Below are 21,469 nucleotides of genomic sequence, written 5' to 3'. Positions count from 1 at the left end.
CTCCAAAGGGTACGACCTGAAGAGGCCATACCCTTTCACTCGATCAGATAGGGCTATCGGTAGAGGGTTTTTCCCACAGATTGATTCCCCCTTCAACTGCATACTTATCGATTTCTGCCAGCTCCTCCGCGCTAAAGGACAAATTGTTCAAGGCTCCGATATTTTCCTGCAACTGTTCCGGACGACTCGCCCCAATCAGCGCCGAGGTGACACGCGGATCGCGTAGCGTCCAGGCCAGGGCAAGCTGAGCCAGACTCTGACCGCGACGCTGGGCAATATCATTCAGTGCGCGCGCCCGTGCGATGTTGTCATCGGACAGGTGCTCCGGTCGCAAGGAGGCACCGCCGGGACGGTTCACCCGTGCATCCTCCGGTACGCCATTGAGGTATTTGCCGGTCAGCAAGCCTTGGGCCAACGGTGTAAATGCGATGACGCCTGCACCGACCTCATCAGTTGCATCCAGCAGGTCTTTTTCGATCCAGCGATTGAACAGGTTGTAGGAAGGCTGATGGATGAGAAGAGGAACCTTCCATTCCTTGAGCAGCGCTGCCATCTCGCGTGTCTTGCCGGCCGAATAGGATGATATGCCAATGTACAGGGCCTTGCCCTGCTGCACGGCCGTAGCCAATGCACTGGCGGTTTCCTCAAGTGGTGTGTTGGCATCGAAGCGGTGGGAGTAGAAGATATCGACGTAATCCAGCCCCATACGCTTCAAGCTCTGATCAAGGCTTGCCAGGACGTATTTGCGTGAGCCACCGCCCTGTCCATAAGGCCCTGGCCACATATCCCAGCCGGCTTTGCTGGAAATGATCAGCTCGTCCCGATAGAGCTTGAAGTCTTCCCGCAGGATTCGGCCGAAGTTGGTTTCAGCGCTGCCGTAGGGAGGACCGTAGTTATTGGCCAGATCGAAATGGTTGATGCCAAAGTCGAACGCCGTACGCAACAGGGCCCGCTGGTTTTCAATGGGTGTGGTGTCACCGAAGTTGTGCCACAAGCCCAGGGACAGTGCAGGCAGGACCAGACCACTCTTGCCTACCCGGCGGTAAGGCATGGATTCGTATCGGTTGATGGCAGCCGTATAGCTCAAGGCGTTCTCCTCTCTTCTGTTGTGCTTATGCTTAGGTCTGCAACGGTTATACGACAACTTGACCATTCAGCAAAAGCTGCTTCTACATTCCGCAGGCTTGAATGAGAAATTGTCGAAAGGCTTCTGCCGCCGTCGGCAGTTCGGTATCCGGCTTCCAGATCAGCCCGAGCTCCATAGGCGGAACGGCATCATTGAGCGGGCGGACCTCGATCTTCTTGCCTTCAAGCGACCAGGTACGAAACACCATGTCCGACAGGATGGTCACGCCAAATCCATGGGCAACCAGGCCACGTACAGACTCCATAGAGGATGTTCGAAACGCGACCCTTGGTTCCAGACCGCGTGCCTGCCAATAGCGCTGGGTCGAGGCTTCGCCCTCTTCGACCGTCCCGAGGATATAGGCATGCTCGGCCACATCCTTGAGGGTAATGTCGGGTTTGGTCATCAGCGGGTGGTGACTGGCCAGCCAGAGCTGGCGGCGTGATCGGATCAGAACATAATGCTCGAAACGGTCAATGGCCTCGCTGTTGGACACAATGATCAGGCCAAGATCCAGGCGCCCTTCCAGAACAGCCTGCTCGATGCTGGGCCGATCCATGTCTACCAGATCGATATCCACCTGCGGATAGCTGCGCTTGAAGCGAGCCAGCAGGCTGGGCAGAAAATACCCCAGCACTGCGTAGGTGGCTCCTACGCGCACCACTCCCTCCTGGGTATGACTCAAGAATAGGGGTTCCTTGAGTGCATCGTTCAGCGTATCGAGAATGTGCCGGGCATGCTGCAGGAACCGGTGCCCCTCTGCTGTCAGAGCAACCCCGTAGGGCTGTCGCTCAAACAGATTGACCCCCAGATTTTCCTCCAGTTGAGCCACTGCCGAGGTAATCGCGGACTGGGAAACATGGACATCCAATGCCGCCTGGGAGAAACGGCCCGTGGTGGCAGCCGCCACAAAGTAGCGTAGTTGACGCATCGAAATATCTTTGGAGCTGGCCATCTGATTTTCGAATACCTGAGTGCGGTTTTTAGAATTTTACGTTACCTGTACCCCTTCCTACACTCAAAAGCAAATGGGGCTTCGCTCGCCCCGATCCTGATGACAAAAACAATAAATCGAGGAATAGCGAATGAGTGCAGCCAACAAGACGTTGGATGAAAAGTACACGTTGGAAAGCGGGCGTATCCTGCTAACCGGTATCCAGGCGCTCGTTCGCCTACCCTTGATGCAACGGCAACGTGATCTTGCAGCAGGTTTGAATACTGCTGGGTTCATCTCGGGCTACCGTGGCTCGCCACTGGGCGGCCTGGACCAGGCGTTGTGGAAGGCTCAGAGCCATCTCAAACAGCATCACGTTGTCTTTCAGCCCGGCCTGAACGAAGACCTGGCCGCTACGGCCGTCTGGGGATCACAGCAGGTCAACCTCTTCCAGGGTGCGCAATACGACGGCGTGTTTGGCATGTGGTATGGCAAAGGCCCAGGCGTTGACCGCTGTGGCGATGTCTTTCGCCACGCTAACGCTGCAGGCTCTTCACGCTTTGGCGGCGTGCTGGTTATCGCTGGTGACGACCATGGCGCTCGTTCTTCCACCCTGCCTCATCAGACCGAGCACATCTTCAAGGCCGTGATGATGCCCGTGTTGTCTCCCTCCGGGGTGCAGGAATACCTCGATTTTGGTTTGCATGGCTGGGCCATGTCCCGCTATTCAGGTTGTTGGGTAGCTATGAAAGCCATTTCGGAAACTGTGGAAAGTGGCGCGGTGGTCGATGTCGATCCGCTTCGTGTACAGCCCAAGGTGCCTACCTATGAGCTACCGGCGGATGGTCTCAACATCCGCTGGCCCGATCCGCCACTGGTGCAAGAGAAGCGCTTGCTGGAGCATAAGCTCTATGCCGCCCTCGCCTATGCGCGGGCCAACGGGCTCGACCGCATCACCCATGATTCTCCCAACGCCCGCATCGGTATCATCACGTCAGGCAAATCGTATCTGGAAGTCTGCCAAGCCCTGAAGATTCTGGGTATCGACGAAGACATGGCCCGGCAGATCGGCTTGCGCGTGTACAAGGTGGGCATGGTCTGGCCCCTGGAAGCCGAAGGCGTTCGGCATTTTGCCGACGGGCTGGAAGAAATCATCGTGGTGGAAGAAAAACGCCAGTTGATCGAATACCAACTCAAGGAGGAGCTATACAACTGGCGCGAGGATGTTCGTCCACGCATCGTAGGCAAGTTTGACGACAAGGGCGAATGGTCCCTGCCCCATACGGACTGGCTGCTCCCGGCCACCAGTGACCTGACTCCGGCGCAGATTGCCCGTGCAGTGGTCAAGCGCATCCTGCAACGCCAATCCAATGGCCTGCTGCAGATGCGCCTGGCGGTGTTGGATGCTCAGTTGGCGGCTAAAGGCGGACTGGTCACCAAGATGGCGCGGATGCCCCATTACTGCCCTGGCTGTCCACACAACACTTCTACTCAGCTCCCGGAAGGCAGTCGCGCACTGGCCGGGATCGGTTGTCACTACATGGCAACCTGGATCTACCCTGAGCACACCCAGACATTCAGCCAGATGGGTGGTGAAGGTGTTGCCTGGGTAGGACAGGCACCGTTTACTCAGACAAAGCATGTGTTTGCGAACCTGGGCGATGGGACTTATTTCCACTCAGGGCTTCTAGCCATTCGCGCATCGGTCGCCGCGAAAGTACCGATTACCTACAAGATTCTCTACAACGATGCCGTGGCCATGACAGGCGGCCAACCGGTGGACGGTACCTTGACCGTGCCGCAGATTTCCCAGCAGCTACGCGCCGAGGGTATCGAGCGCATCGTGGTCGTCACGGATGACCCGGACAAATACAAGCCAGTCAAAGGGCTTGCCGAGAATGTACCGGTCAAACACCGTGACGAGCTGGACGCTGTGCAACGTGAGCTGCGAGAGCACCCGGGCGCATCCGTCATCATCTACGACCAGACATGTGCCGCCGAGAAGCGACGTCGCCGCAAGCGTGGTGCCTATCCTGATCCCGCTCGTCGCGTTGTGATCAACGAGGCCGTGTGTGAAAACTGCGGTGATTGCAGCAGCAAGTCCAATTGCATGTCCGTGGCTTCGGTCGAGACTGAGTTCGGACGCAAGCGCGAGATCGACCAATCCGCTTGCAACAAGGATTTCAGTTGTCTTTCAGGTTTCTGCCCGAGCTTTGTCACGGTGGAAGGCGGAAAGCTGCGCAAGGCCAAGGCGCTGGCGGAAGACCCTTCCGATAGCTGGGATCTACCTGAGCCTGTACTGGCCTCGGTCAGTGAGCCTTACAGCATTCTGGTAACCGGTGTGGGCGGTACAGGAGTCGTCACGATCGGTGCCCTGCTGAGCATGGCGGCTTATCTTGAAAGCAAGGGAGTGCTGACGCTGGACATGGCGGGGCTGGCGCAGAAAGGTGGCGCGGTGTGGACCCATGTACGCATCGCCGAGCGGCAGGAGCAGCTCTTTGCTCCTCACATTGCCGAAGGTGAAACCAACCTGTTATTAGGTGGCGATCTCATCGTCAGTGCCAATGCCGAGACGCTTGATAAGCTTCGCCAGGGCGTCACCCAGGCGCTCGTCAACAGCCAGGAAAGCGTAACCAGCCACTTTGTTCGCACCTTTGCCCATCAGGCAAACAGTGGCGATATTCACACCCATCCTGATCCTCAATTCCAGTCTACGGACATGGCCGCTCAGATCGCCGAAGCCGTAGGAGCGGATCGTGCCTTTTTCCTCAATGCCAGCCGTATCGCCACTGCGCTGATGGGGGATTCGATTGCAACCAATACCTTCCTGATGGGAGTGGCCTATCAGAAAGGTTGGCTGCCGGTTAGCCAGGACTCGCTATTCCAGGCGATCGAGATGAATGGCGCTGCCGTCGAGCTGAACAAAAAAGCCTTCATCTGGGGCCGTCGAACTGCCGTTGACCAGGCGCGGGTTGAGCAGAAGGTCAAGGAAGGCTCCGTTGTTACCGCGTCTCACCAGTTATCCAAAACCCTTGAAGAAGTGATTCTGCGGCGTGTGGATGATCTGACGGCGTACCAGAACACCGCCTATGCCGAGCGCTACCTTGCGCGTCTTGAAAAGATCAAGGCAGCTGACACAGTCCTGATGGGACAGCCTGGTGAATTGAGCGAGGCGGTTGCCCGTGCCTATTACAAGGTCCTGGCTATCAAGGATGAGTACGAGGTGGCGCGTCTGTACACCGATGGCGACTTCCAGCGCAAAATTGCTTCGATGTTTGAAGGCGACTACACGCTCAACTTCTATTTGGCTCCGCCTATCTTCAATAAATCCAAGGCTGGTGAGGGGCCGAAGAAGCAGCAGTTCGGACCGTGGATGATGAAAGGCTTCAGCATGCTGGCGCGCCTGAAAGATATCCGAAATACCTGGCTGGACCCCTTTGCCCGCACTGAAGACCGCAAGCGAGAGTTGAAGACGCTCAGGGAATACGAAGCCAACCTGGATGAAATCCTGCAGCGTCTGACGCCTGACAATTATTCCGTTGCGGTTGAACTTGCCAAACTGCCACTGGATATTCGAGGTTTCGGTCCGGTACAGGAGCGCTATCTGGCTACAGCTGAACGCAAGCGTGCCGAGCTGCTGGCCCGCTTGAGGCAACAAGCCTCGTTTGTAGACGCTGCCGCTGAGGTACAGGAGACTCTGCAGCGCATTCGTACTACCCAGCTGTAAGGTGTTGAATCGAGCGGTTGCAGGAATGAGCCGCTCGTATTCGTATGCTTAGAGTACCGCTCCCGCTGACATCATGACCAGCGGAAGCGGTATGCACTACGATGCCTTTCGCTGCGTCAGCTCCTCGATCATGATTTCCCGCATGCGAAATTTCTGAATCTTGCCCGTTACGGTCATGGGAAACTCGTCTACGAAGCGAACATGTTTCGGCACCTTGAAGTGTGCGATGTAGGCCTTGCAGAAGTCGCGAAGCACCTCCTCCTGTGGGCTGTGCCCGTCATGCAGCTTGACCCAGGCGACGATCTCCTCACCGTACTTGTCGTCAGGAATGCCAATTACCTGAACATCTGCCACTGACGGGTGACGGAATAGGAACTCTTCGATTTCACGTGGATAGACGTTTTCACCACCCCGAATGATCATGTCCTTGCTGCGGCCCACGATCTGCACATAGCCCTGCTCGTCCATGCAGGCAAGGTCGCCCGTATGCATCCAGCGGGCACCGTCCAGCACGTCGGATGTGGCCTTTGGGTTTTCCCAATAGCCCAGCATCACGCTGTAGCCGCGTGTACATAACTCGCCTATCTGCCCACGAGGAACGATGCGGCCCTGCTCATCGATGATCTTGCTTTCCAAATGGGGCTGACTGCGGCCCACGGTGGTAACGCGTCGCTCCAGTTCATCGTCAGGGCCGGTCTGAAGGGAGACCGGACTGGTCTCGGTCATGCCATAGGCAATCTGCACTTCGCTCATGTGCATCTCGGTTATGACTCGGCGCATCACTTCGATCGGGCATGTCGATCCTGCCATGATGCCGCTGCGCAGGGAGGACAAGTCAAAACGCACACGTTCGGGATGATCAAGTTCGGCGATAAACATGGTGGGAACGCCATAGAGCACGGTGGCCTGCTCTTCCGAGATAGCGCTCAATGTTGCCAACGGCTCAAAAGATGGCGCTGGATAGATCATAGTGGAACCGTGGGTCAGGCAACCTAGATTACCCATGACCATACCGAAGCAGTGATACAGCGGTACGGGAATGACCAGACGATCCCGCTCGGTCAGCCCAAGGCTTTCTCCCACCATGTAGCCGTTATTGAGAATGTTGTAATGACTCAGAGTGGCTCCCTTGGGAAAGCCTGTGGTGCCCGAGGTGTACTGGATATTGATAGGGTCATCGAACTGAAGTAGCGCGCTGCGCTCATGCACATCAGCCGTGCTCGTTTGCTTGGCGAAATTGGAAAGATCACTCCAACGCAGGAAACCGGCAGGTGCCGTTTCGCCCAGCGTGATTATGCCGTGCAGATCCGGAAGGTTTACACAGCGCAGCCGCCCTGGGGGCTGGCTTTCAAGATCAGGGAGAAGCTCGTTCAACATGGCGTGGTAGTCGCACGTCTTGAAGGTATGCGCGCACACCAGCCAACGGCAGCCGGATTGCTTCAGCACATACTCCAGCTCACCTACCCGATATGCCGGGTTGATATTGACCAGAATGGCCCCGATTCTAGCGCTGGCAAACTGCGTGACGCACCATTCCATGCAGTTTGGTGCCCAGATACCTAGTCGGTCCCCCTGCTCTACACCCAATGCCATCAAGGCACTGGCGCAACGCTCTACCTCCTCAGCCAACGCCTGCCAGGTCAGCCGTACATTCTGGTGACGAACAATTAGCGCTTCTCGCCCAGGGTAACGGGCTACTGTAAGATCAAAGGCCTCTCCAATCGTCATAGCCAGTAAGGGCTTGTCTTGACTGCCCTGGGTATAGCTCGGTTGGTTCATGGCTTTCCCTTCTTGTCATTGTTGTGGGAGCTGCTGACTCATGTGGCTACCGCTAAAGCCTAGTTATCTTTACGTTAACGTAAAGGGCATGGCAAGTCGTTGTATCCAACCAGCACAGCCAAATTTCTGAAGAAGTGTCTGGCATGCTTGCGAGGTATTTGCATCCAGACGTTACCGAAGCGAGTTGACAGCTTCGCTGACCAGCTTTACGTTAACGTAAAGGTAATCCAGTTGAGTTTACATATGACGGCGAGTTACAGCATTTCCGATCTAGCCCGAGAGCTGGATATTACAACCCGCACCATTCGCTTCTATGAGGAGCAAGGCATGCTTACGCCCGAGCGGCGTGGTCAGGAGCGCATCTACTCGGCCAAGGATCGCGTCACGCTCAAGTTGATTCTGCGGGGTAAGCGAATCGGGTTTTCACTGGCGGAGTGCCGGGAATTAATCGAATTGTATGACCCGAGTTCAGGTAACCAGAAGCAGCTCAATAGCATGCTGACCAAGATTGCGGAACGTCGCGAGCAGCTTGCACAGCAGCTGCTGGATATTCAACAGATGCAGCTCGAACTAGACACGGCTGAAGAACGCTGTCGTGCGGCGCTGGAGATGGCTAACGCAACGGCTTGATCCCTTTTTTGCTTCCACCAGACAAAAACAATCACAGGTGACCCCATGACATACCCCTCGCTCAACTTTGGCCTCGGCGAAACCATCGACATGCTGCGCGAGCAGGTGCAAAGCTTTGTCAGAGCGGAAATCGCACCCCGCGCAGAAGCCGTTGACCGTGAGAACACGTTTCCCCATGACCTTTGGCGCAAGTTTGGCGACATGGGCCTCCTGGGTATCACAGTGAATGAAGAGTACGGCGGCTCGACACTGGGGTATCTGGCTCATGTGGTGGCCATGGAAGAAATCAGCCGAGGCTCGGCCTCTATCGCCCTCTCCTATGGTGCGCATTCAAACCTGTGCGTCAATCAAATCCACCGTAATGGGACGCCTGAGCAAAAAGCCAGATATCTGCCCAAGCTGGTATCAGGTGAGCATGTCGGCGCCCTGGCCATGAGCGAGCCGAATGCCGGTTCTGACGTAGTTTCCATGAAACTGCGTGCAGAGAAACAGGGTGACCGCTACATCCTCAACGGCACTAAAACCTGGATTACCAATGGACCAGATGCCAATACCTATGTGATCTATGCCAAGACTGACCTGGATAAAGGACCACACGGCATCACAGCATTCATCGTTGAACGTGACTGGAAAGGCTTCAGCCGCAGCAACAAGTTCGACAAGCTGGGCATGCGAGGCTCCAATACCTGCCAACTCTTTTTTGATGGCGTCGAGGTGCCGGAAGAAAACATCCTTGGCGCCCTGAACGGGGGCGTAAAGGTACTTATGAGCGGGCTGGATTACGAGCGTGTCGTGCTTTCTGGCGGACCTGTCGGCATCATGCAGGCCTGTATGGATGTCATTGTCCCCTACATTCACGACCGCAAACAGTTTGGCCAGAGCATTGGCGAGTTTCAGCTGATCCAGGGCAAGGTTGCAGACATGTATACCCAGCTCAATGCCAGCCGGGCGTACCTGTATGCCGTTACCCAAGCCTGTGATCGAGGAGAAACCACGCGCAAAGATGCCGCGGGCGTCATTCTCTATACGGCTGAGCGAGCAACCCAGATGGCGTTGGATGCTATCCAGATCCTGGGCGGCAATGGCTATATCAACGAATTCCCAACCGGCCGCCTTCTACGTGATGCCAAGCTGTACGAAATCGGTGCGGGGACCAGCGAGATCCGGCGCATGTTGATCGGGCGCGAGTTGTTCAAGGAAACGATGTAGCCCGCTTCTTATCCTGCGGACATTCTAACAACAACGCTGAAGCGAGATCCGCCATGACCATTATAACCAGTCAGCTCGACCCCCGCTCGCCTGACTTTATCCGCAATCAAGACGCCATGCAGGCACAGGTGGCGAACCTGCACGCGCTGCTTGCCCACATCCAGCAAGGCGGCGGACCCAAGGCGCAGGAGCGTCATACCTCACGCGGCAAACTGCTGGTACGAGACCGCATTGATCACCTGCTCGACCTCAACTCGCCTTTTCTGGAGGTTGCCCAACTTGCCGCTCATGAGGTTTATGGCGAGGACGTACCGGCGGCTGGCGTGGTAGCCGGTATTGGCCGAGTCGAGGGCGTGGAGTGCATGATCATTGCCAACGATGCGACGGTCAAGGGAGGGACGTATTACCCCCTTACCGTCAAAAAGCACCTGCGTGCTCAGGCCATTGCCAAAGAGAACCGACTGCCATGCATCTACCTTGTGGATTCTGGCGGTGCCAACCTGCCCCGACAGGATGAGGTCTTTCCTGATCGCGAGCATTTCGGACGAATTTTCTTCAACCAGGCAACCATGAGCGCCCAAGGCATTCCGCAGATTGCGGTAGTGATGGGTTCTTGTACTGCCGGTGGCGCCTATGTGCCCGCCATGGCGGACGAAACCATCATGGTTCGCAACCAGGCCACCATCTTTCTGGCCGGTCCGCCCCTGGTCAAAGCCGCTACCGGTGAGGTGGTGACCGCTGAGGAACTGGGTGGCGCTGATGTACATTGCAAGGTGTCCGGCGTGGCGGATTACTACGCGGAGAATGATGAGCATGCCCTTGCCCTGGCGCGTCGCTGTATTGGCCATTTGAACTGGCGTAAACAGGGTCAAGTACAGATGCGCTCCCCTGTAGCACCTAAATACTCACCCGATGAGCTTTATGGCGTTATCCCGGCAGATGCCAAACAGCCCTACGACGTTCGCGAAGTGATTGCGCGTCTGGTTGATGGTAGCGAATTCGACGAGTTCAAGGCGCTGTTCGGGCCTACGCTGGTCTGCGGTTTTGCGCATTTACACGGCTACCCCGTAGCAATTCTGGCCAATAACGGCATCCTGTTTGCCGAGGCGGCGCAAAAAGGTGCGCACTTCATCGAGTTGGCCTGTCAGCGAGGTATTCCACTGGTGTTTCTTCAAAACATCACGGGCTTCATGGTTGGCCAAAAATATGAAGCAGGCGGCATTGCCAAGCATGGGGCCAAGCTTGTGACCGCTGTCGCCTGTGCACAAGTCCCCAAGTTTACCGTGATCATTGGCGGCAGCTTTGGCGCGGGCAATTACGGCATGTGCGGCCGAGCCTATGATCCCCGCTTTCTCTGGATGTGGCCTAACGCCCGTATCGCGGTAATGGGCGGTGAACAGGCAGCCGGTGTACTGGTGCAGGTCAAGCGGGAACAGACCGAGCGGACAGGCGGAGCACTCAGCCTGGAAGAGGAAGCAGCCATCAAAGAGCCGATCCTTGAGCAGTACGACCGTCAGGGTCACCCCTACTACTCCAGCGCCCGATTATGGGATGACGGCGTGATCGACCCTGCCCAGACGCGTGAAGTACTAGCTCTGGCTATCTCCGCTTCTTTAAACGCACCTATTGAGCCGACCCGCTTTGGCGTGTTCCGCATGTAAGGAATCCCGCGATGACTTACCAGACCTTGCAACTTGATATCGACAGCCGCGGCGTTGCCACCTTGTGGCTGAACCGCCCGGAAAAAAACAATGCGTTCAATGCCGAGGTGATTGCCGAGCTCATTCACGCATTGGAAGCAATTGGTGCTAATGAGGCCATCCGGTTTCTGATTCTGCGTGGACAGGGACGGCACTTTTCCGCAGGAGCAGACCTTGCCTGGATGCAGGCATCGGCCACCTTGAGCCTCAAGGAAAACCATGACGATGCACAACGACTGAGCCTTTTAATGGAAACACTTCATGCCCTACCCCAACCTACGTTGGCGGTCGTGCAGGGAGCGGCCTTTGGTGGAGCGCTTGGATTGATTGCCTGTTGCGACATGGCCATCGGTTCGCAGGATGCTGTGTTCTGCCTTTCCGAAGTCCGCATCGGTCTGGCTCCGGCAGTGATCAGCCCTTATGTCGTCCGGGCTATTGGCGAGCGAGCCACGCGCCGCTATGCCCTGACAGCCGAGCGCTTTTCCAGTGGACGTGCGCAAGCCTTAGGGCTATTGGATGAAACCTACCCGGCTGACCAGCTGGAAGCCGCCGTCAATGAGTGGAAAAACAATCTGCTCCTCAACAGCCCCGCAGCCCTTAAAGCCTGCAAGAGCTTGCTACACCAAGTGGGTACGGCTGCAAATCTGGATGATGCATTGAAAGGTTATACCCAGCACTTCATTGCATCATTGCGGGTAAGCCCAGAAGCACAGGAAGGACTAGGCGCCTTCCTTGAAAAACGTATGCCCAGCTGGCAGGAGCCCTCCGTATGAGCATGTTAAAGCCTCTCGACACTCTCCTGATCGCCAATCGCGGCGAGATTGCCTGTCGTATCATGCGTACCGCCCAATCGCTGGGCATCCGAACGGTCGCCGTGCACAGCGAGATCGACACTACAGCCCGCCATGTTCGCGAAGCAGACCTGGCTGTTAACCTGGGTGGTAGTAAACCGGGCGAAAGCTATCTGTGTATCGACAAGATTATTGCAGCGGCCAAGAACAGCGGTGCCCAGGCCATCCATCCGGGGTATGGCTTTCTTTCCGAAAATGCAGCCTTTGCCCAAGCGATTGAAGAAGCAGGCCTGCTCTTTCTCGGCCCTCCCGCCTCCGCAATTGAGGCGATGGGTAGCAAGGCTGCCGCCAAGGCCCTGATGGAAACCGCCGGCGTGCCCCTGGTTCCCGGCTATCATGGCGAGGACCAGACGCTAGAAACATTCAGACAGGCCGCCGAGCAGATCGGCTATCCCGTTCTGCTGAAAGCGGCTGCTGGCGGTGGTGGCAAGGGCATGAAAATCGTTGAGCGAGAGGCCGATCTGGCTGATGCCCTGGCCTCGGCGCAGCGTGAAGCTCAATCTGCCTTTGGCGACGCCCGCATGCTGGTTGAAAAATACGTGCTCAAGCCTCGACATGTCGAAATACAAGTCTTTGCCGATCAGCACGGTCATTGTTTGTATCTGAACGAACGCGACTGTTCGATTCAGCGTCGCCATCAGAAAGTCATAGAAGAAGCCCCTGCCCCCGGACTTTCTCCTGCATTGCGTAAAGCCATGGGAGAAGCTGCCGTACGGGCTGCACAGGCGATCGGCTATGTCGGTGCCGGTACCGTCGAGTTTCTGTTGGACGACCGTGGCGAATTCTTCTTTATGGAGATGAACACGCGCTTACAGGTAGAGCATCCTGTGACAGAGGCTATCACCGGACTGGATCTTGTTGCTTGGCAGATTCGCATCGCCCGAGGTGAAGCCCTGCCCATCACTCAGGATCAGGTCCCGCTTGAAGGGCATGCTATTGAGGTACGCGTGTATGCAGAAGATCCTGGCAATGATTTCCTGCCCGCTACCGGTACCTTGCATCTCTATCAGGAACCCGCCAGTGGTCCAGGTCGCCGCATCGATAGTGGTGTAACCGAGGGTGATACAGTATCGCCCTTTTACGATCCCATGCTGGCCAAGATCATCGCTTGGGGCGAGAACCGCGAAGAAGCCAGACAACGTCTGCTCGCCATGCTGGAGCATACCCAGGTAGGCGGGCTGCGAACCAACCTGGCCTTTCTCAAGCGCGTGTTGGCTCACCCCGCCTTCGCGCGTGCTGAACTGGATACAGATTTCATCCCTCGGTATCGGAATGAATTACTGCCAGCCCCTGCAGAACATGACAATGATTTCTGGCAAGCAGCTGTTCAAGGCTGGCTAGGCAGCGAGCCGCCGGTAGCAAGGGCTGATGACCCCAGCGCTCCCTGGGCATCGTTGCCCGGATGGCGAGCAGGCTTGCCGAATCGGCAGGCAGTAACGCTGATATGCAATGAAGAAAAACAGCGTGTTGTCTGGGATGGAAAAGATCGAAAGGTCAAGGCACAGCGCCGCGACGACAACCTCTATCTGGATTGGCAAGGCGAAACCCACACCCTTACCCGCTTCGATCCCATACAGGCCGCAACCAATAAAACGGCCCACTCAGGTGGGCTTACCGCTCCTATGAATGGCAGCATTGTGCGGATACTGGTAGAACCAGGTCAACGCGTTGAAGCTGGCACCCCGCTGGTGGTTCTGGAAGCCATGAAGATGGAACATACCATCCGGGCCCAGACTCCAGGCATGCTCAAGGCCATCCTTTGCCATGAGGGTGACATGGTCAGCGAGGGTTCGACGCTGGTTGAAATGGAGGCTGAGGATGCTGCCTGAGCGTGTTCGTCTGGTTGAGGTAGGCCCACGAGATGGCCTTCAGAATGAAACGCAGCCGATTAGCCTGGAGGACAAGGTACGGCTGGTAAATGATTTGACTGATACTGGCCTTGATTACATTGAAGTGGGTAGTTTTGTTTCTCCCAAGTGGGTGCCGCAAATGGCAGGGAGTTCTGATCTATTTTTGAAGATCTTTAAAAGGGCTGGTATTACCTATAGTACCTTGACGCCTAACATGATGGGTTTCGAAGCTGCCTTGAATGTAGGTGTGAAAGAAATAGCCATCTTTGCAGCAGCATCCGAGAGCTTTTCTCAACGTAATATCAACTGCTCTATCAATGAGAGCCTGCAGCGGTTTAAACCTGTAATGGAGGCTGCACGGCAGCATGGGATTAGCGTCCGTGGGTATGTTTCCTGCGTACTGGGGTGCCCTTATGAAGGCGATATTACGCCTGATCAAGTCTTATCAGTTGCACGTGAACTGATTGATATGGGATGCCGCGAAATTTCATTGGGTGACACGATAGGTATAGGTACACCGGGTGCTGTACGAACGCTCATAGATAGGCTCTCCCAAGAGATTCCACGCGATCGACTGGCTGTGCATTTCCACGACACTTATGGCCAGGCACTGGCCAATATCTACGCTGCCCTGCTGGAGGGTGTCTCTGTGGTCGATAGCTCTGTTGCCGGCCTGGGAGGCTGTCCCTATGCAACGGGTGCAAGCGGTAATGTGGCCACAGAGGACGTGCTCTACATGCTCAACGGCCTTGGTATCCAGACTGGAGTAGATCTTTCTCGGCTGATTGCCGCAGGTCAGCGAATCTGTGAGGTCCTAGGCCGCGATACAGGCTCTCGAGTCGCCAAGGCTTTTAAATAGCGCTCCTCCCCTACCGTTACGAGACTTTATAAGTACTCGTAACGGTTCATATGCAACGTACCCGCTTTTACCGATCATGCTTCATGAGGTAAGCATCAACATCATGGAGCAATGCTAGAGGTCTGGATACATTGGGCGTATTTCCTACCGTTCGATTACTGCTCGAAACGCTGATTACGATGCCGACGCGAATGCCCCGCTCCGCTGATCTGGAAGGAAAAGATGAAGCTGGAGCACTGGAAAAATATTTGGTTAGACAGCGATTCATTTCTACGGCTGGTAATGCCCCTCTTCTCCTGGCATGAAAGCTACGTTTGTATGAAGCCAGTCTCTTAACGTAGCGGTTTTTCCTGATGACTTGTTGCTTTTATGGAGGTGTTTGAAAAGCCTATAAAGGGGCTGGTATTACTTAGGCACTACAAAAAGGGACGCACATGGCGTCCCTTTTCTAGGGTCTGATGCCTGCTGTACTTAGGCAATCTGGCCTTCCAGCGCAGGCTTTTCATCGGCACTCAACTGGCCGTTGATAGCGATGCGCTTGGGCTTGGCCTCTTCCGGTACTTCACGCAGCAGATCGATGTTGAGCAGGCCATTCTTCAAGCTCGCGCCCTTCACCTCAATGTGGTCAGCCAGGCGGAAGGACAGCTTGAACGCACGCTGGGCGATGCCCTGGTGCAGGTAGGTCACGCTGTCGGCGCTCTTCTCACGGCGGCCGCTCTTCACGGTCAACACGCCCCGCTCCACTTCGAGCTCAAGGTCGTCTTCGGCAAGGCCGGCAGCCGCGATCACGATGCGATAGCGATCGTCGCCATGCTTTTCCACGTTATAGGGTGGATAGGAGCTACCCGACTCGTTGCGCAATGCGGATTCGAACAGATCATTGAAGCGGTCGAATCCAACGGAATGGCGGAACAAGGGAGCAAGAGAGAATGCAGTGTTCATATAGAGAATCTCCTGAGTCATCAGCAAGTTTCAACGCAGGGCCCGACTTCGGCGCCCTGCAGGATTCCATATAGGAACCCTCTCGTTTTTTTCAAGTAGTACGTCCGACGAACGGTAAATTTTTACTTGGTATCAGTCGATGTGTGCAGGAGTCGGTAGATGAACACGGCTTCGCTGCGTATCGGTGCAACTTCTTTCGTACTGGCGTCGTCTTTATGACGATCAGAAGACAGCAAAATGCAATAACGAGACATGCGTCTCACTTTTCTAGCGCTATGAACGCTACCCTTTCAAACACGTGAGATGGACGGGTTTGAGCAACGCGGTATTCATGCTGAAGGTAAGAAGTTGATTCAGCTATGAAATTTTGATCCCCGCCAAATCTCGCCGTTGTTGTCGAGTAAGTGCTCGTAACGGTTGCCCCATTAAATTGGAAAACGTTTGCAAACTGCCTGTGCGTAGTATGCAAACGCTATAGCGGCTGGAAAATCTCGTTTCAGATCGCCTGAAATTTTTCTCAGGCGAGGCTCAGGCTGAACAGTTCACCGTTCTCATGGCCGGTCGTAGCTGATGGAGCTCCAGCAATATTGAGACTGGTTCAGAGCCTTTGCTCCCGTCTCCCTACCGATTTCGAGATACCTTTCATGGCCAAATACAACAACGCCCTGCGCCGCACCGAAGAAATCTTTTTTGATGATCGCAAACGCAACGAACTAATCATTATCCCGCACGATTCTGAAGAAATCAGCGAAATTGAGGCACTTTTGACTCAATTATCACGTGCCTCCTTACGTGTCATCCATAAGAATGGCCAGAAGGCGACATTGATGATTCTTCAGGGCTGGAAGTCCAATCCCAAAAAAATCACGGCCAGCTTTACGCCGGGCGTGATTGATGTACTGGGACGTGACCTGGAGCCCAAGGATCTACTGGCCTTGGCTATCGAAAAAGCAACTTAACCCGTACCGCAACACCGTACAGGTACGATAGAACCATTTGGCTTATTCAGGCCAAATGGCTAGTCACATCCGTAGAAAAGTGTCTAGCGGGTACAGACTGCCTTCCTAATGGACTGTAGATACAGGTCTGCCTGCTGCTCAAGCCATTGCCGTTTTGTAACTGCCTGCTCCCGCATCTTGCCCTCCTCCAGCATCTTTGCATCTGCATCTACATTGAGCAGTACCGCCGATAACCCACCCTGCAATAACAGACTCCCAGACAGTATGTCGCTCAGCACATTCTCGGACGTAAACGAAACGCCTTCTTCCGCCAGGCGAAGCAGTTCGAGACAGGTTTCTGCTGTTTCCAACGGGACCTGCGTGGCCTCGACCACCGCATCTTGTACCTCCTGCTCACGTTCTTCTGCCTGGATTGAGGAATGCTCCGGTAGTCGAGCCGCATCCATATAGCGCTCAAACGCTTTTACATCTGCGTCGGCGTAGGTACCAAGCTTCGCCATCTGCTGCTCGACGCGCTTGATCAGCTCGCTCCGACCAGGAGCAGCCGATTTGGATTCGCTGATCCGCAGCGCCATGAGTATCAACGCACTTCCCATCGTGGCCGAGACGGCCGCTGCAGCCCCACAGCTGGGTGTCGAGCTGTTGGCAGCCGTTGCATCACGAAAGGCTGCCAGCGTCATGCTCCAGATACTGCTCATGATTCACACCTGCACTCTTTGTCTGCTCTTATCAGAGCGGCCAGCAAGCAAATACGTTTCCAACGTAAGTGCTGACAGATTATATGGATATGCATATATACGAATTTTCATATATTAATTATAGTGCCTCCCTTATTGAAGGAAGCCATATATGTCCCAATCCCTGACGCCTTCACTCCTGTTTAAATGCCTCGCCGACGAGACCCGTGCACGCATGACATTGCTGATCCTTCAAGAGGAAGAGCTATGTGTATGTGAACTCGCCAGCGCTCTGGATGAAATCCAACCAAAGATTTCTCGCCATCTGGCACACCTGCGCCAATGTGGACTGCTAGCGGATCGTCGCCAGGGCCAATGGGTGTATTACCGGATTCACCCAACCTTGCCCGGGTGGATTCAGGCTGTCCTTCGGAGCACGCTGGAAGCCAATCCAGCGTGGCTCGCGGTGGACATGGAACGCCTGCACAAAATGGGTAACCGTCCCGAGCGTAAGGCGCTTTGCTGTTAATCAACGTCAACCTTCCATCGAGTTTCATGCATGCTGATTGCATCTCTGATCTTTCTGATAACGATCGTTCTGGTCATCTGGCAGCCCAAAGGGTTAGGCGTGGGCTGGAGCGCATCCCTAGGAGCCGTTCTAGCACTTCTGACAGGTGTCGTAAGCCTGGGAGACATCCCGGTCGTATGGCATATCGTATGGAATGCTACTGCCACCTTTATCGCCATTATCGTCATCAGCCTGCTACTGGATGAGGCAGGCTTTTTCGAATGGGCCGCATTGCATGTCGCCCGCTGGGGTGGCGGCAATGGACGCAGACTGTTCGCGTTCATTATTCTGCTGGGGGCTGCGGTTTCTGCCCTGTTCGCCAATGACGGTGCGGCGCTGATCCTCACTCCTATTGTCATCGCCATGCTAATGGCCTTGCGCTTTTCTCCAGCCGCCACGCTGGCATTTGTCATGGCGGCCGGTTTTATTGCCGATACAGCCAGCCTGCCGCTCGTGGTATCCAACTTGGTAAACATCGTTTCGGCGGATTATTTCGGCATCAGCTTTGGCGAATATGCCGCCATCATGGCACCCGTGAATATCGTGAGCATCCTGGCCACGCTGATCATGCTGCTCTGGTTTTTCCGCCGTGAAATCCCTCAGCACTACGACTTGGCCCAGATCAAGGACCCCCGTGAAGCCATACGCGACCGTGCAACGTTCATTGCTGGCTGGTGGGTACTGGGCCTTCTGCTCATTGGTTTCTTCATCATTGAGCCGATGGGTGTACCTATCAGCGTTATTTCTGCGGCCTGTGCCCTGCTGCTATTCGTAATTGCGGCGCGAGGTTATGTGATCAGCACCCAGAAGGTGCTCAAGGACGCTCCCTGGCAAATTGTCGTCTTTTCCCTTGGGATGTATCTGGTGGTATACGGGCTGCGCAATGCGGGTCTGACAGACTACGTGACGCAGGCGTTGAAATATTGCGCTCATTACGGTGTATGGGGCGCTGCAATCGGAACCGGCCTGCTAACCGCTTTTTTGTCGTCCATCATGAACAACCTGCCTACGGTTCTCATTGGAGCGCTTTCCATTCATGACAGTGAAACCAGCGGTGTGGTCCAGCAGGCCATGATTTACGCCAACGTTATTGGCAGCGACCTGGGCCCGAAGATCACCCCTATCGGGAGTCTGGCCACGCTGCTCTGGCTACATGTTCTAGCACGCAAGGACATTACGATTACCTGGGGTTACTACTTTAAGGTAGGTATCGTGCTTACCCTGCCTGTTTTGCTCGCGACGCTTGCTGCGCTCGCTCTGCGTTTAAGTCTGTAAGCGCCAGGAGGCTTTATGAAAGTACTGTTCATGTGTACCCATAACCGTTGCAGAAGCATTCTATCGGAGGCAGTGTTCAATCATCTAGCTCCTGATGGATTCGAGGCGGTTAGCGCTGGTAGCCATCCTAGCGGGGAGGTCAGTCCATTGACTTTAAATGCTCTAAAAAGGGCTGGTATTACAACGGAGGGACTTTATAGCAAGTCTTCCGACGTGTTTGCTGACGCTCCGCCTGATGTGGTTATTACCGTCTGCGACCGTGCAGCTGGCGAGGCCTGCCCGGTCTATTTTGGTCATGCACTCAAGGCTCATTGGGGGCTGGAGGATCCCTCTGCACTGGAGGCCAGCGAAGCGGATATTCAGCAAGCCTTCGAGAAAACGCTAAGGATCATCGAGCAGCGCGTGCAGGCATTCCTTGCCCTACCGTTTGATCGCTTGAATCGGGACGAACTCCGCTCCGCAGTTAATGCGCTTGGCAACTGACCGGGAGGCTTTACTTGGATAACCTGCCGAATCTCGATATGTCCCTGATCGACATTCCCGCTGTCGAGCGCCTGGATAGTCAGCAGCCCCTGCCCCATAAGCCCAGGATTCTGTTGCTTTATGGATCGAACCGAGAGCGCTCCTTCAGTCGACTCCTGACACAGGAAGCCGCTCTTCTGCTCGAACATTTTGGCGCCGACGTCCAAATTTTTGACCCTTCAGGTCTCCCCTTGCCTGACGATGCCCCCGATACCCATGAGAAAGTCGTTGAGCTGCGGGAATTGATGCAATGGTCAGAAGGTCAGGTATGGTGCTCACCTGAGCGACACGGCTCCATGAGCGCCGTTTTCAAAGCACAAATCGACTGGGTTCCGCTGGCCATGGGTGCGGTTCGCCCTACCCAAGGCAAGACCCTCGCTGTTCTGCAGGTCTGCGGAGGCTCGCAGTCCTTCAATGTCGTGAATCAACTGCGTGTTTTAGGTCGTTGGATGCGGATGTTCACGATTCCAAATCAGTCCTCGGTGCCCAAGGCGTTTCTGGAATTCGATGAGGCAGGACGAATGAAACCTTCGCCCTATTACGATCGCCTGGTGGACGTCATGGAAGAACTGATGAAGTTCACGCTCCTGCTCCGTGGGCGCCAGACGTATCTGGTAGATCGTTACTCGGAACGCAAGGAATCTGCCGAGGCACTGTCCCGGCGCGTCAATCAACGCTCCCTCTGATCGAGATAGACTTCAATCTCCTGAACGGTGCTCCGTGCCGTTCGGGTGACGCCTACCAGCGTTGCTGATGCCATACCGGTCCACTCACCGTAGCCCACGAGCCACACACGGGGCTCCTTGACCGAACGAGTGCGGTTAACCTGAACGCGTCCATCCGGCTCGACTAGCCCCAGCGCTTCCAGATGCGTCAACGCAGGCCTGAAGCCCGTGCACCAGATTACCGCGTCTACTGCAATTTCATGTCCGTCGGACCAGACTACGCCGCTCTCAGTAAAGCGCTCGAATGGCCGCACGGCCCGTAATACGCTTCGTGTCCTTGCCTCCTTCACGCTGGGAACCATGACAATATCGCCCAGCCCACCCGCGGGCTCATCCCAGACGCGGCCTTCCTGCTGCGCCCTCCAGCGCTCGGTTGCTCGCTCGAACAGGACATATCCATCCACATCGTCCGGTAGAAATTGTGGATCCGCCAGGGTAATCCAATGAGCCTCTGCCACCCTGGATACTTCAGCCAGGATCTGAGCCCCTGAATTGCCCCCTCCGACAATCAATACGCTTTTGTCCATAAAAGGCTCGGCATTGACATACTGTGCCGAATGAATCTGTTGTCCGCTGAACAGTGTTTGGCACGGATAACGAGGTGTGTAGGGATGTCGCCAGGTTCCGGTTGCGCTGACTACCGCCTGGGCTAGCCATGCCTCTGCGCCAGCCTTGACCAGCAAGCCGTCCGGGCGTGACTCAATGCTCTCTACCCAGACAGGACGCCTGATGGGAAACCCGTAACGCTGCTCATACCGGGTCAGATAATCCAGGACATGGTCACGCGAAGGCGTTTCTTCGTGGGTAGGAGGCATGGGCCAACCAGGAATGGAGCTGGAGCTGGCCGGTGAGAAAAGATACAACGAATCCCACCCGTGTTGCCAGGCACCACCTGGATGCTGCTCTGCATCCAGCAACACGAATGAACGTGACGTACGGCGCAGGAAATAGGCAACTGCCAGCGCGGACTGCCCTCCTCCTACCACAACCACGTCAATCTGCTGCATAACCCTGTTCCACCCTGCCACTCTCAGTAGTTTCTGACCGTTCATGCATCCTAGGGGTGCCTACCGCTTCGACACCTTGATCAAACGATCAAGGCCAAATGCAGTCACATCTATAACAGACGAAGTGGC

18 protein-coding genes are annotated in these 21,469 nt (G+C 55.5%); 12 read left to right on the top strand and 6 right to left on the bottom strand.

The features are described 5' to 3' along the window. Positions 1-43 precede the first annotated feature (43 nt). Both mgrA and AC4LF3_RS09945 read right to left on the bottom strand, forming a co-directional pair. Positions 44-1,087, bottom strand: a complete 1,044-nt coding sequence (gene mgrA / locus AC4LF3_RS09950; RefSeq protein WP_491835202.1) for an L-glyceraldehyde 3-phosphate reductase — start codon at positions 1,085-1,087, stop codon at positions 44-46. Between the two features lie 82 nt (positions 1,088-1,169). Continuing rightward, positions 1,170-2,081: a LysR substrate-binding domain-containing protein gene (locus tag AC4LF3_RS09945; RefSeq protein WP_019364172.1), complete on the bottom strand. Its 912-nt coding sequence runs from the start codon at positions 2,079-2,081 to the stop codon at positions 1,170-1,172. Positions 2,082-2,211: 130 nt separating this feature from the next. On the opposite strand from AC4LF3_RS09945, the gene AC4LF3_RS09940 reads away from it, so the two are divergent. Beyond that, positions 2,212-5,787: an indolepyruvate ferredoxin oxidoreductase family protein gene (locus AC4LF3_RS09940; RefSeq protein WP_491835201.1), complete on the top strand. Its 3,576-nt coding sequence runs from the start codon at positions 2,212-2,214 to the stop codon at positions 5,785-5,787. 96 nt (positions 5,788-5,883) lie between these two features. Here the strand turns inward: AC4LF3_RS09940 and AC4LF3_RS09935 are convergent, their stop codons facing one another. Next, a complete protein-coding gene (locus AC4LF3_RS09935) occupies positions 5,884-7,566 on the bottom strand; it encodes an AMP-binding protein (RefSeq protein ID WP_491835200.1) in 1,683 nt (560 codons plus the stop codon). 243 nt (positions 7,567-7,809) lie between these two features. Here AC4LF3_RS09935 and AC4LF3_RS09930 point away from each other — a divergent pair, with 243 nt between their 5' ends. From AC4LF3_RS09930 to AC4LF3_RS09905, 6 genes are read left to right on the top strand one after another with little or no spacing between them, the layout of a single operon-like run. Continuing rightward, on the top strand, positions 7,810-8,196 hold the full coding sequence (locus AC4LF3_RS09930; RefSeq protein ID WP_010798313.1) for a MerR family transcriptional regulator: 387 nt from the start codon (positions 7,810-7,812) through the stop codon (positions 8,194-8,196). A gap of 45 nt (positions 8,197-8,241) precedes the next feature. Further along, positions 8,242-9,405 carry an isovaleryl-CoA dehydrogenase gene (locus tag AC4LF3_RS09925; RefSeq protein WP_074826468.1) on the top strand — a complete coding sequence of 388 codons (1,164 nt, stop codon included), beginning with the start codon at positions 8,242-8,244 and terminating at the stop codon, positions 9,403-9,405. Positions 9,406-9,458: 53 nt separating this feature from the next. Next, positions 9,459-11,066 (top strand): carboxyl transferase domain-containing protein, encoded by a 1,608-nt coding sequence (locus tag AC4LF3_RS09920; protein WP_491835199.1) that lies wholly within the window; start codon positions 9,459-9,461, stop codon positions 11,064-11,066. An 11-nt stretch (positions 11,067-11,077) separates the two neighbouring features. Beyond that, the gene (locus AC4LF3_RS09915) at positions 11,078-11,878 is read left to right on the top strand and encodes an enoyl-CoA hydratase-related protein (RefSeq protein WP_312508117.1); all 801 of its coding nucleotides are present in this window, start codon (positions 11,078-11,080) and stop codon (positions 11,876-11,878) included. Then, positions 11,875-13,785: an acetyl/propionyl/methylcrotonyl-CoA carboxylase subunit alpha gene (locus AC4LF3_RS09910; protein ID WP_491835198.1), complete on the top strand. Its 1,911-nt coding sequence runs from the start codon at positions 11,875-11,877 to the stop codon at positions 13,783-13,785. The genes AC4LF3_RS09915 and AC4LF3_RS09910 overlap by 4 nt, the downstream gene beginning before the upstream one ends. Continuing rightward, positions 13,775-14,665 (top strand): hydroxymethylglutaryl-CoA lyase, encoded by an 891-nt coding sequence (locus AC4LF3_RS09905; RefSeq protein ID WP_491835197.1) that lies wholly within the window; start codon positions 13,775-13,777, stop codon positions 14,663-14,665. Before AC4LF3_RS09910 ends, AC4LF3_RS09905 begins: the two co-directional genes overlap by 11 nt. Before the next feature lie 471 nt (positions 14,666-15,136). Here AC4LF3_RS09905 and AC4LF3_RS09900 read toward each other — a convergent pair whose 3' ends face one another. Then, positions 15,137-15,607, bottom strand: coding sequence for an Hsp20 family protein (locus tag AC4LF3_RS09900; protein WP_010798307.1), 471 nt, complete (start codon positions 15,605-15,607; stop codon positions 15,137-15,139). A 644-nt stretch (positions 15,608-16,251) separates the two neighbouring features. Between AC4LF3_RS09900 and AC4LF3_RS09895 the strand changes: the two genes are divergently transcribed. Further along, positions 16,252-16,566, top strand: coding sequence for a hypothetical protein (locus AC4LF3_RS09895; RefSeq protein ID WP_286787999.1), 315 nt, complete (start codon positions 16,252-16,254; stop codon positions 16,564-16,566). Positions 16,567-16,649: 83 nt separating this feature from the next. Here AC4LF3_RS09895 and AC4LF3_RS09890 read toward each other — a convergent pair whose 3' ends face one another. Continuing rightward, a complete protein-coding gene (locus tag AC4LF3_RS09890) occupies positions 16,650-17,264 on the bottom strand; it encodes a cyclodeaminase/cyclohydrolase family protein (RefSeq protein WP_286787998.1) in 615 nt (204 codons plus the stop codon). 151 nt (positions 17,265-17,415) lie between these two features. Between AC4LF3_RS09890 and AC4LF3_RS09885 the strand changes: the two genes are divergently transcribed. The 4 genes from AC4LF3_RS09885 to arsH are packed head-to-tail and all read left to right on the top strand — an operon-like array spanning position 17,416 to position 20,294. Continuing rightward, the gene (locus tag AC4LF3_RS09885; RefSeq protein ID WP_286787997.1) at positions 17,416-17,772 is read left to right on the top strand and encodes a metalloregulator ArsR/SmtB family transcription factor; all 357 of its coding nucleotides are present in this window, start codon (positions 17,416-17,418) and stop codon (positions 17,770-17,772) included. Positions 17,773-17,802: 30 nt separating this feature from the next. Then, positions 17,803-19,086 carry an arsenic transporter gene (locus AC4LF3_RS09880; protein ID WP_491835196.1) on the top strand — a complete coding sequence of 428 codons (1,284 nt, stop codon included), beginning with the start codon at positions 17,803-17,805 and terminating at the stop codon, positions 19,084-19,086. 15 nt (positions 19,087-19,101) lie between these two features. Next, positions 19,102-19,569, top strand: coding sequence for an arsenate reductase ArsC (locus AC4LF3_RS09875; RefSeq protein WP_312270822.1), 468 nt, complete (start codon positions 19,102-19,104; stop codon positions 19,567-19,569). A 14-nt stretch (positions 19,570-19,583) separates the two neighbouring features. Next, complete coding sequence (gene arsH / locus AC4LF3_RS09870) at positions 19,584-20,294, top strand: arsenical resistance protein ArsH (RefSeq protein WP_256680790.1); 711 nt, start codon at positions 19,584-19,586, stop codon at positions 20,292-20,294. Here arsH and AC4LF3_RS09865 read toward each other — a convergent pair. Continuing rightward, positions 20,279-21,340, bottom strand: coding sequence for an ArsO family NAD(P)H-dependent flavin-containing monooxygenase (locus tag AC4LF3_RS09865; protein ID WP_010798300.1), 1,062 nt, complete (start codon positions 21,338-21,340; stop codon positions 20,279-20,281). The genes arsH and AC4LF3_RS09865 overlap by 16 nt on opposite strands. Positions 21,341-21,469: the final 129 nt, after the last annotated feature.

Source organism: Pseudomonas sp. C2.3V, from assembly GCF_058536325.1.
Note: the sequence above shows the minus strand (reverse complement) of the source record. Positions and strands in the feature narration are given on the sequence as shown.

Coding starts and splice junctions, on each gene's coding strand:
- AC4LF3_RS09915 (WP_312508117.1), top strand. CDS start 11,078: ATGACTTACCAGACCTTGCAACTTGATATCGACAGCCGCGGCGTTGCC.
- AC4LF3_RS09885 (WP_286787997.1), top strand. CDS start 17,416: ATGTCCCAATCCCTGACGCCTTCACTCCTGTTTAAATGCCTCGCCGAC.
- AC4LF3_RS09865 (WP_010798300.1), bottom strand. CDS start 21,340: ATGCAGCAGATTGACGTGGTTGTGGTAGGAGGAGGGCAGTCCGCGCTG.
- AC4LF3_RS09905 (WP_491835197.1), top strand. CDS start 13,775: ATGCTGCCTGAGCGTGTTCGTCTGGTTGAGGTAGGCCCACGAGATGGC.
- AC4LF3_RS09935 (WP_491835200.1), bottom strand. CDS start 7,566: ATGAACCAACCGAGCTATACCCAGGGCAGTCAAGACAAGCCCTTACTG.
- AC4LF3_RS09875 (WP_312270822.1), top strand. CDS start 19,102: ATGAAAGTACTGTTCATGTGTACCCATAACCGTTGCAGAAGCATTCTA.
- AC4LF3_RS09880 (WP_491835196.1), top strand. CDS start 17,803: ATGCTGATTGCATCTCTGATCTTTCTGATAACGATCGTTCTGGTCATC.
- AC4LF3_RS09925 (WP_074826468.1), top strand. CDS start 8,242: ATGACATACCCCTCGCTCAACTTTGGCCTCGGCGAAACCATCGACATG.
- AC4LF3_RS09940 (WP_491835201.1), top strand. CDS start 2,212: ATGAGTGCAGCCAACAAGACGTTGGATGAAAAGTACACGTTGGAAAGC.
- AC4LF3_RS09900 (WP_010798307.1), bottom strand. CDS start 15,607: ATGAACACTGCATTCTCTCTTGCTCCCTTGTTCCGCCATTCCGTTGGA.
- AC4LF3_RS09895 (WP_286787999.1), top strand. CDS start 16,252: ATGGCCAAATACAACAACGCCCTGCGCCGCACCGAAGAAATCTTTTTT.
- AC4LF3_RS09890 (WP_286787998.1), bottom strand. CDS start 17,264: ATGAGCAGTATCTGGAGCATGACGCTGGCAGCCTTTCGTGATGCAACG.
- AC4LF3_RS09930 (WP_010798313.1), top strand. CDS start 7,810: ATGACGGCGAGTTACAGCATTTCCGATCTAGCCCGAGAGCTGGATATT.
- AC4LF3_RS09920 (WP_491835199.1), top strand. CDS start 9,459: ATGACCATTATAACCAGTCAGCTCGACCCCCGCTCGCCTGACTTTATC.
- AC4LF3_RS09910 (WP_491835198.1), top strand. CDS start 11,875: ATGAGCATGTTAAAGCCTCTCGACACTCTCCTGATCGCCAATCGCGGC.
- AC4LF3_RS09945 (WP_019364172.1), bottom strand. CDS start 2,081: ATGGCCAGCTCCAAAGATATTTCGATGCGTCAACTACGCTACTTTGTG.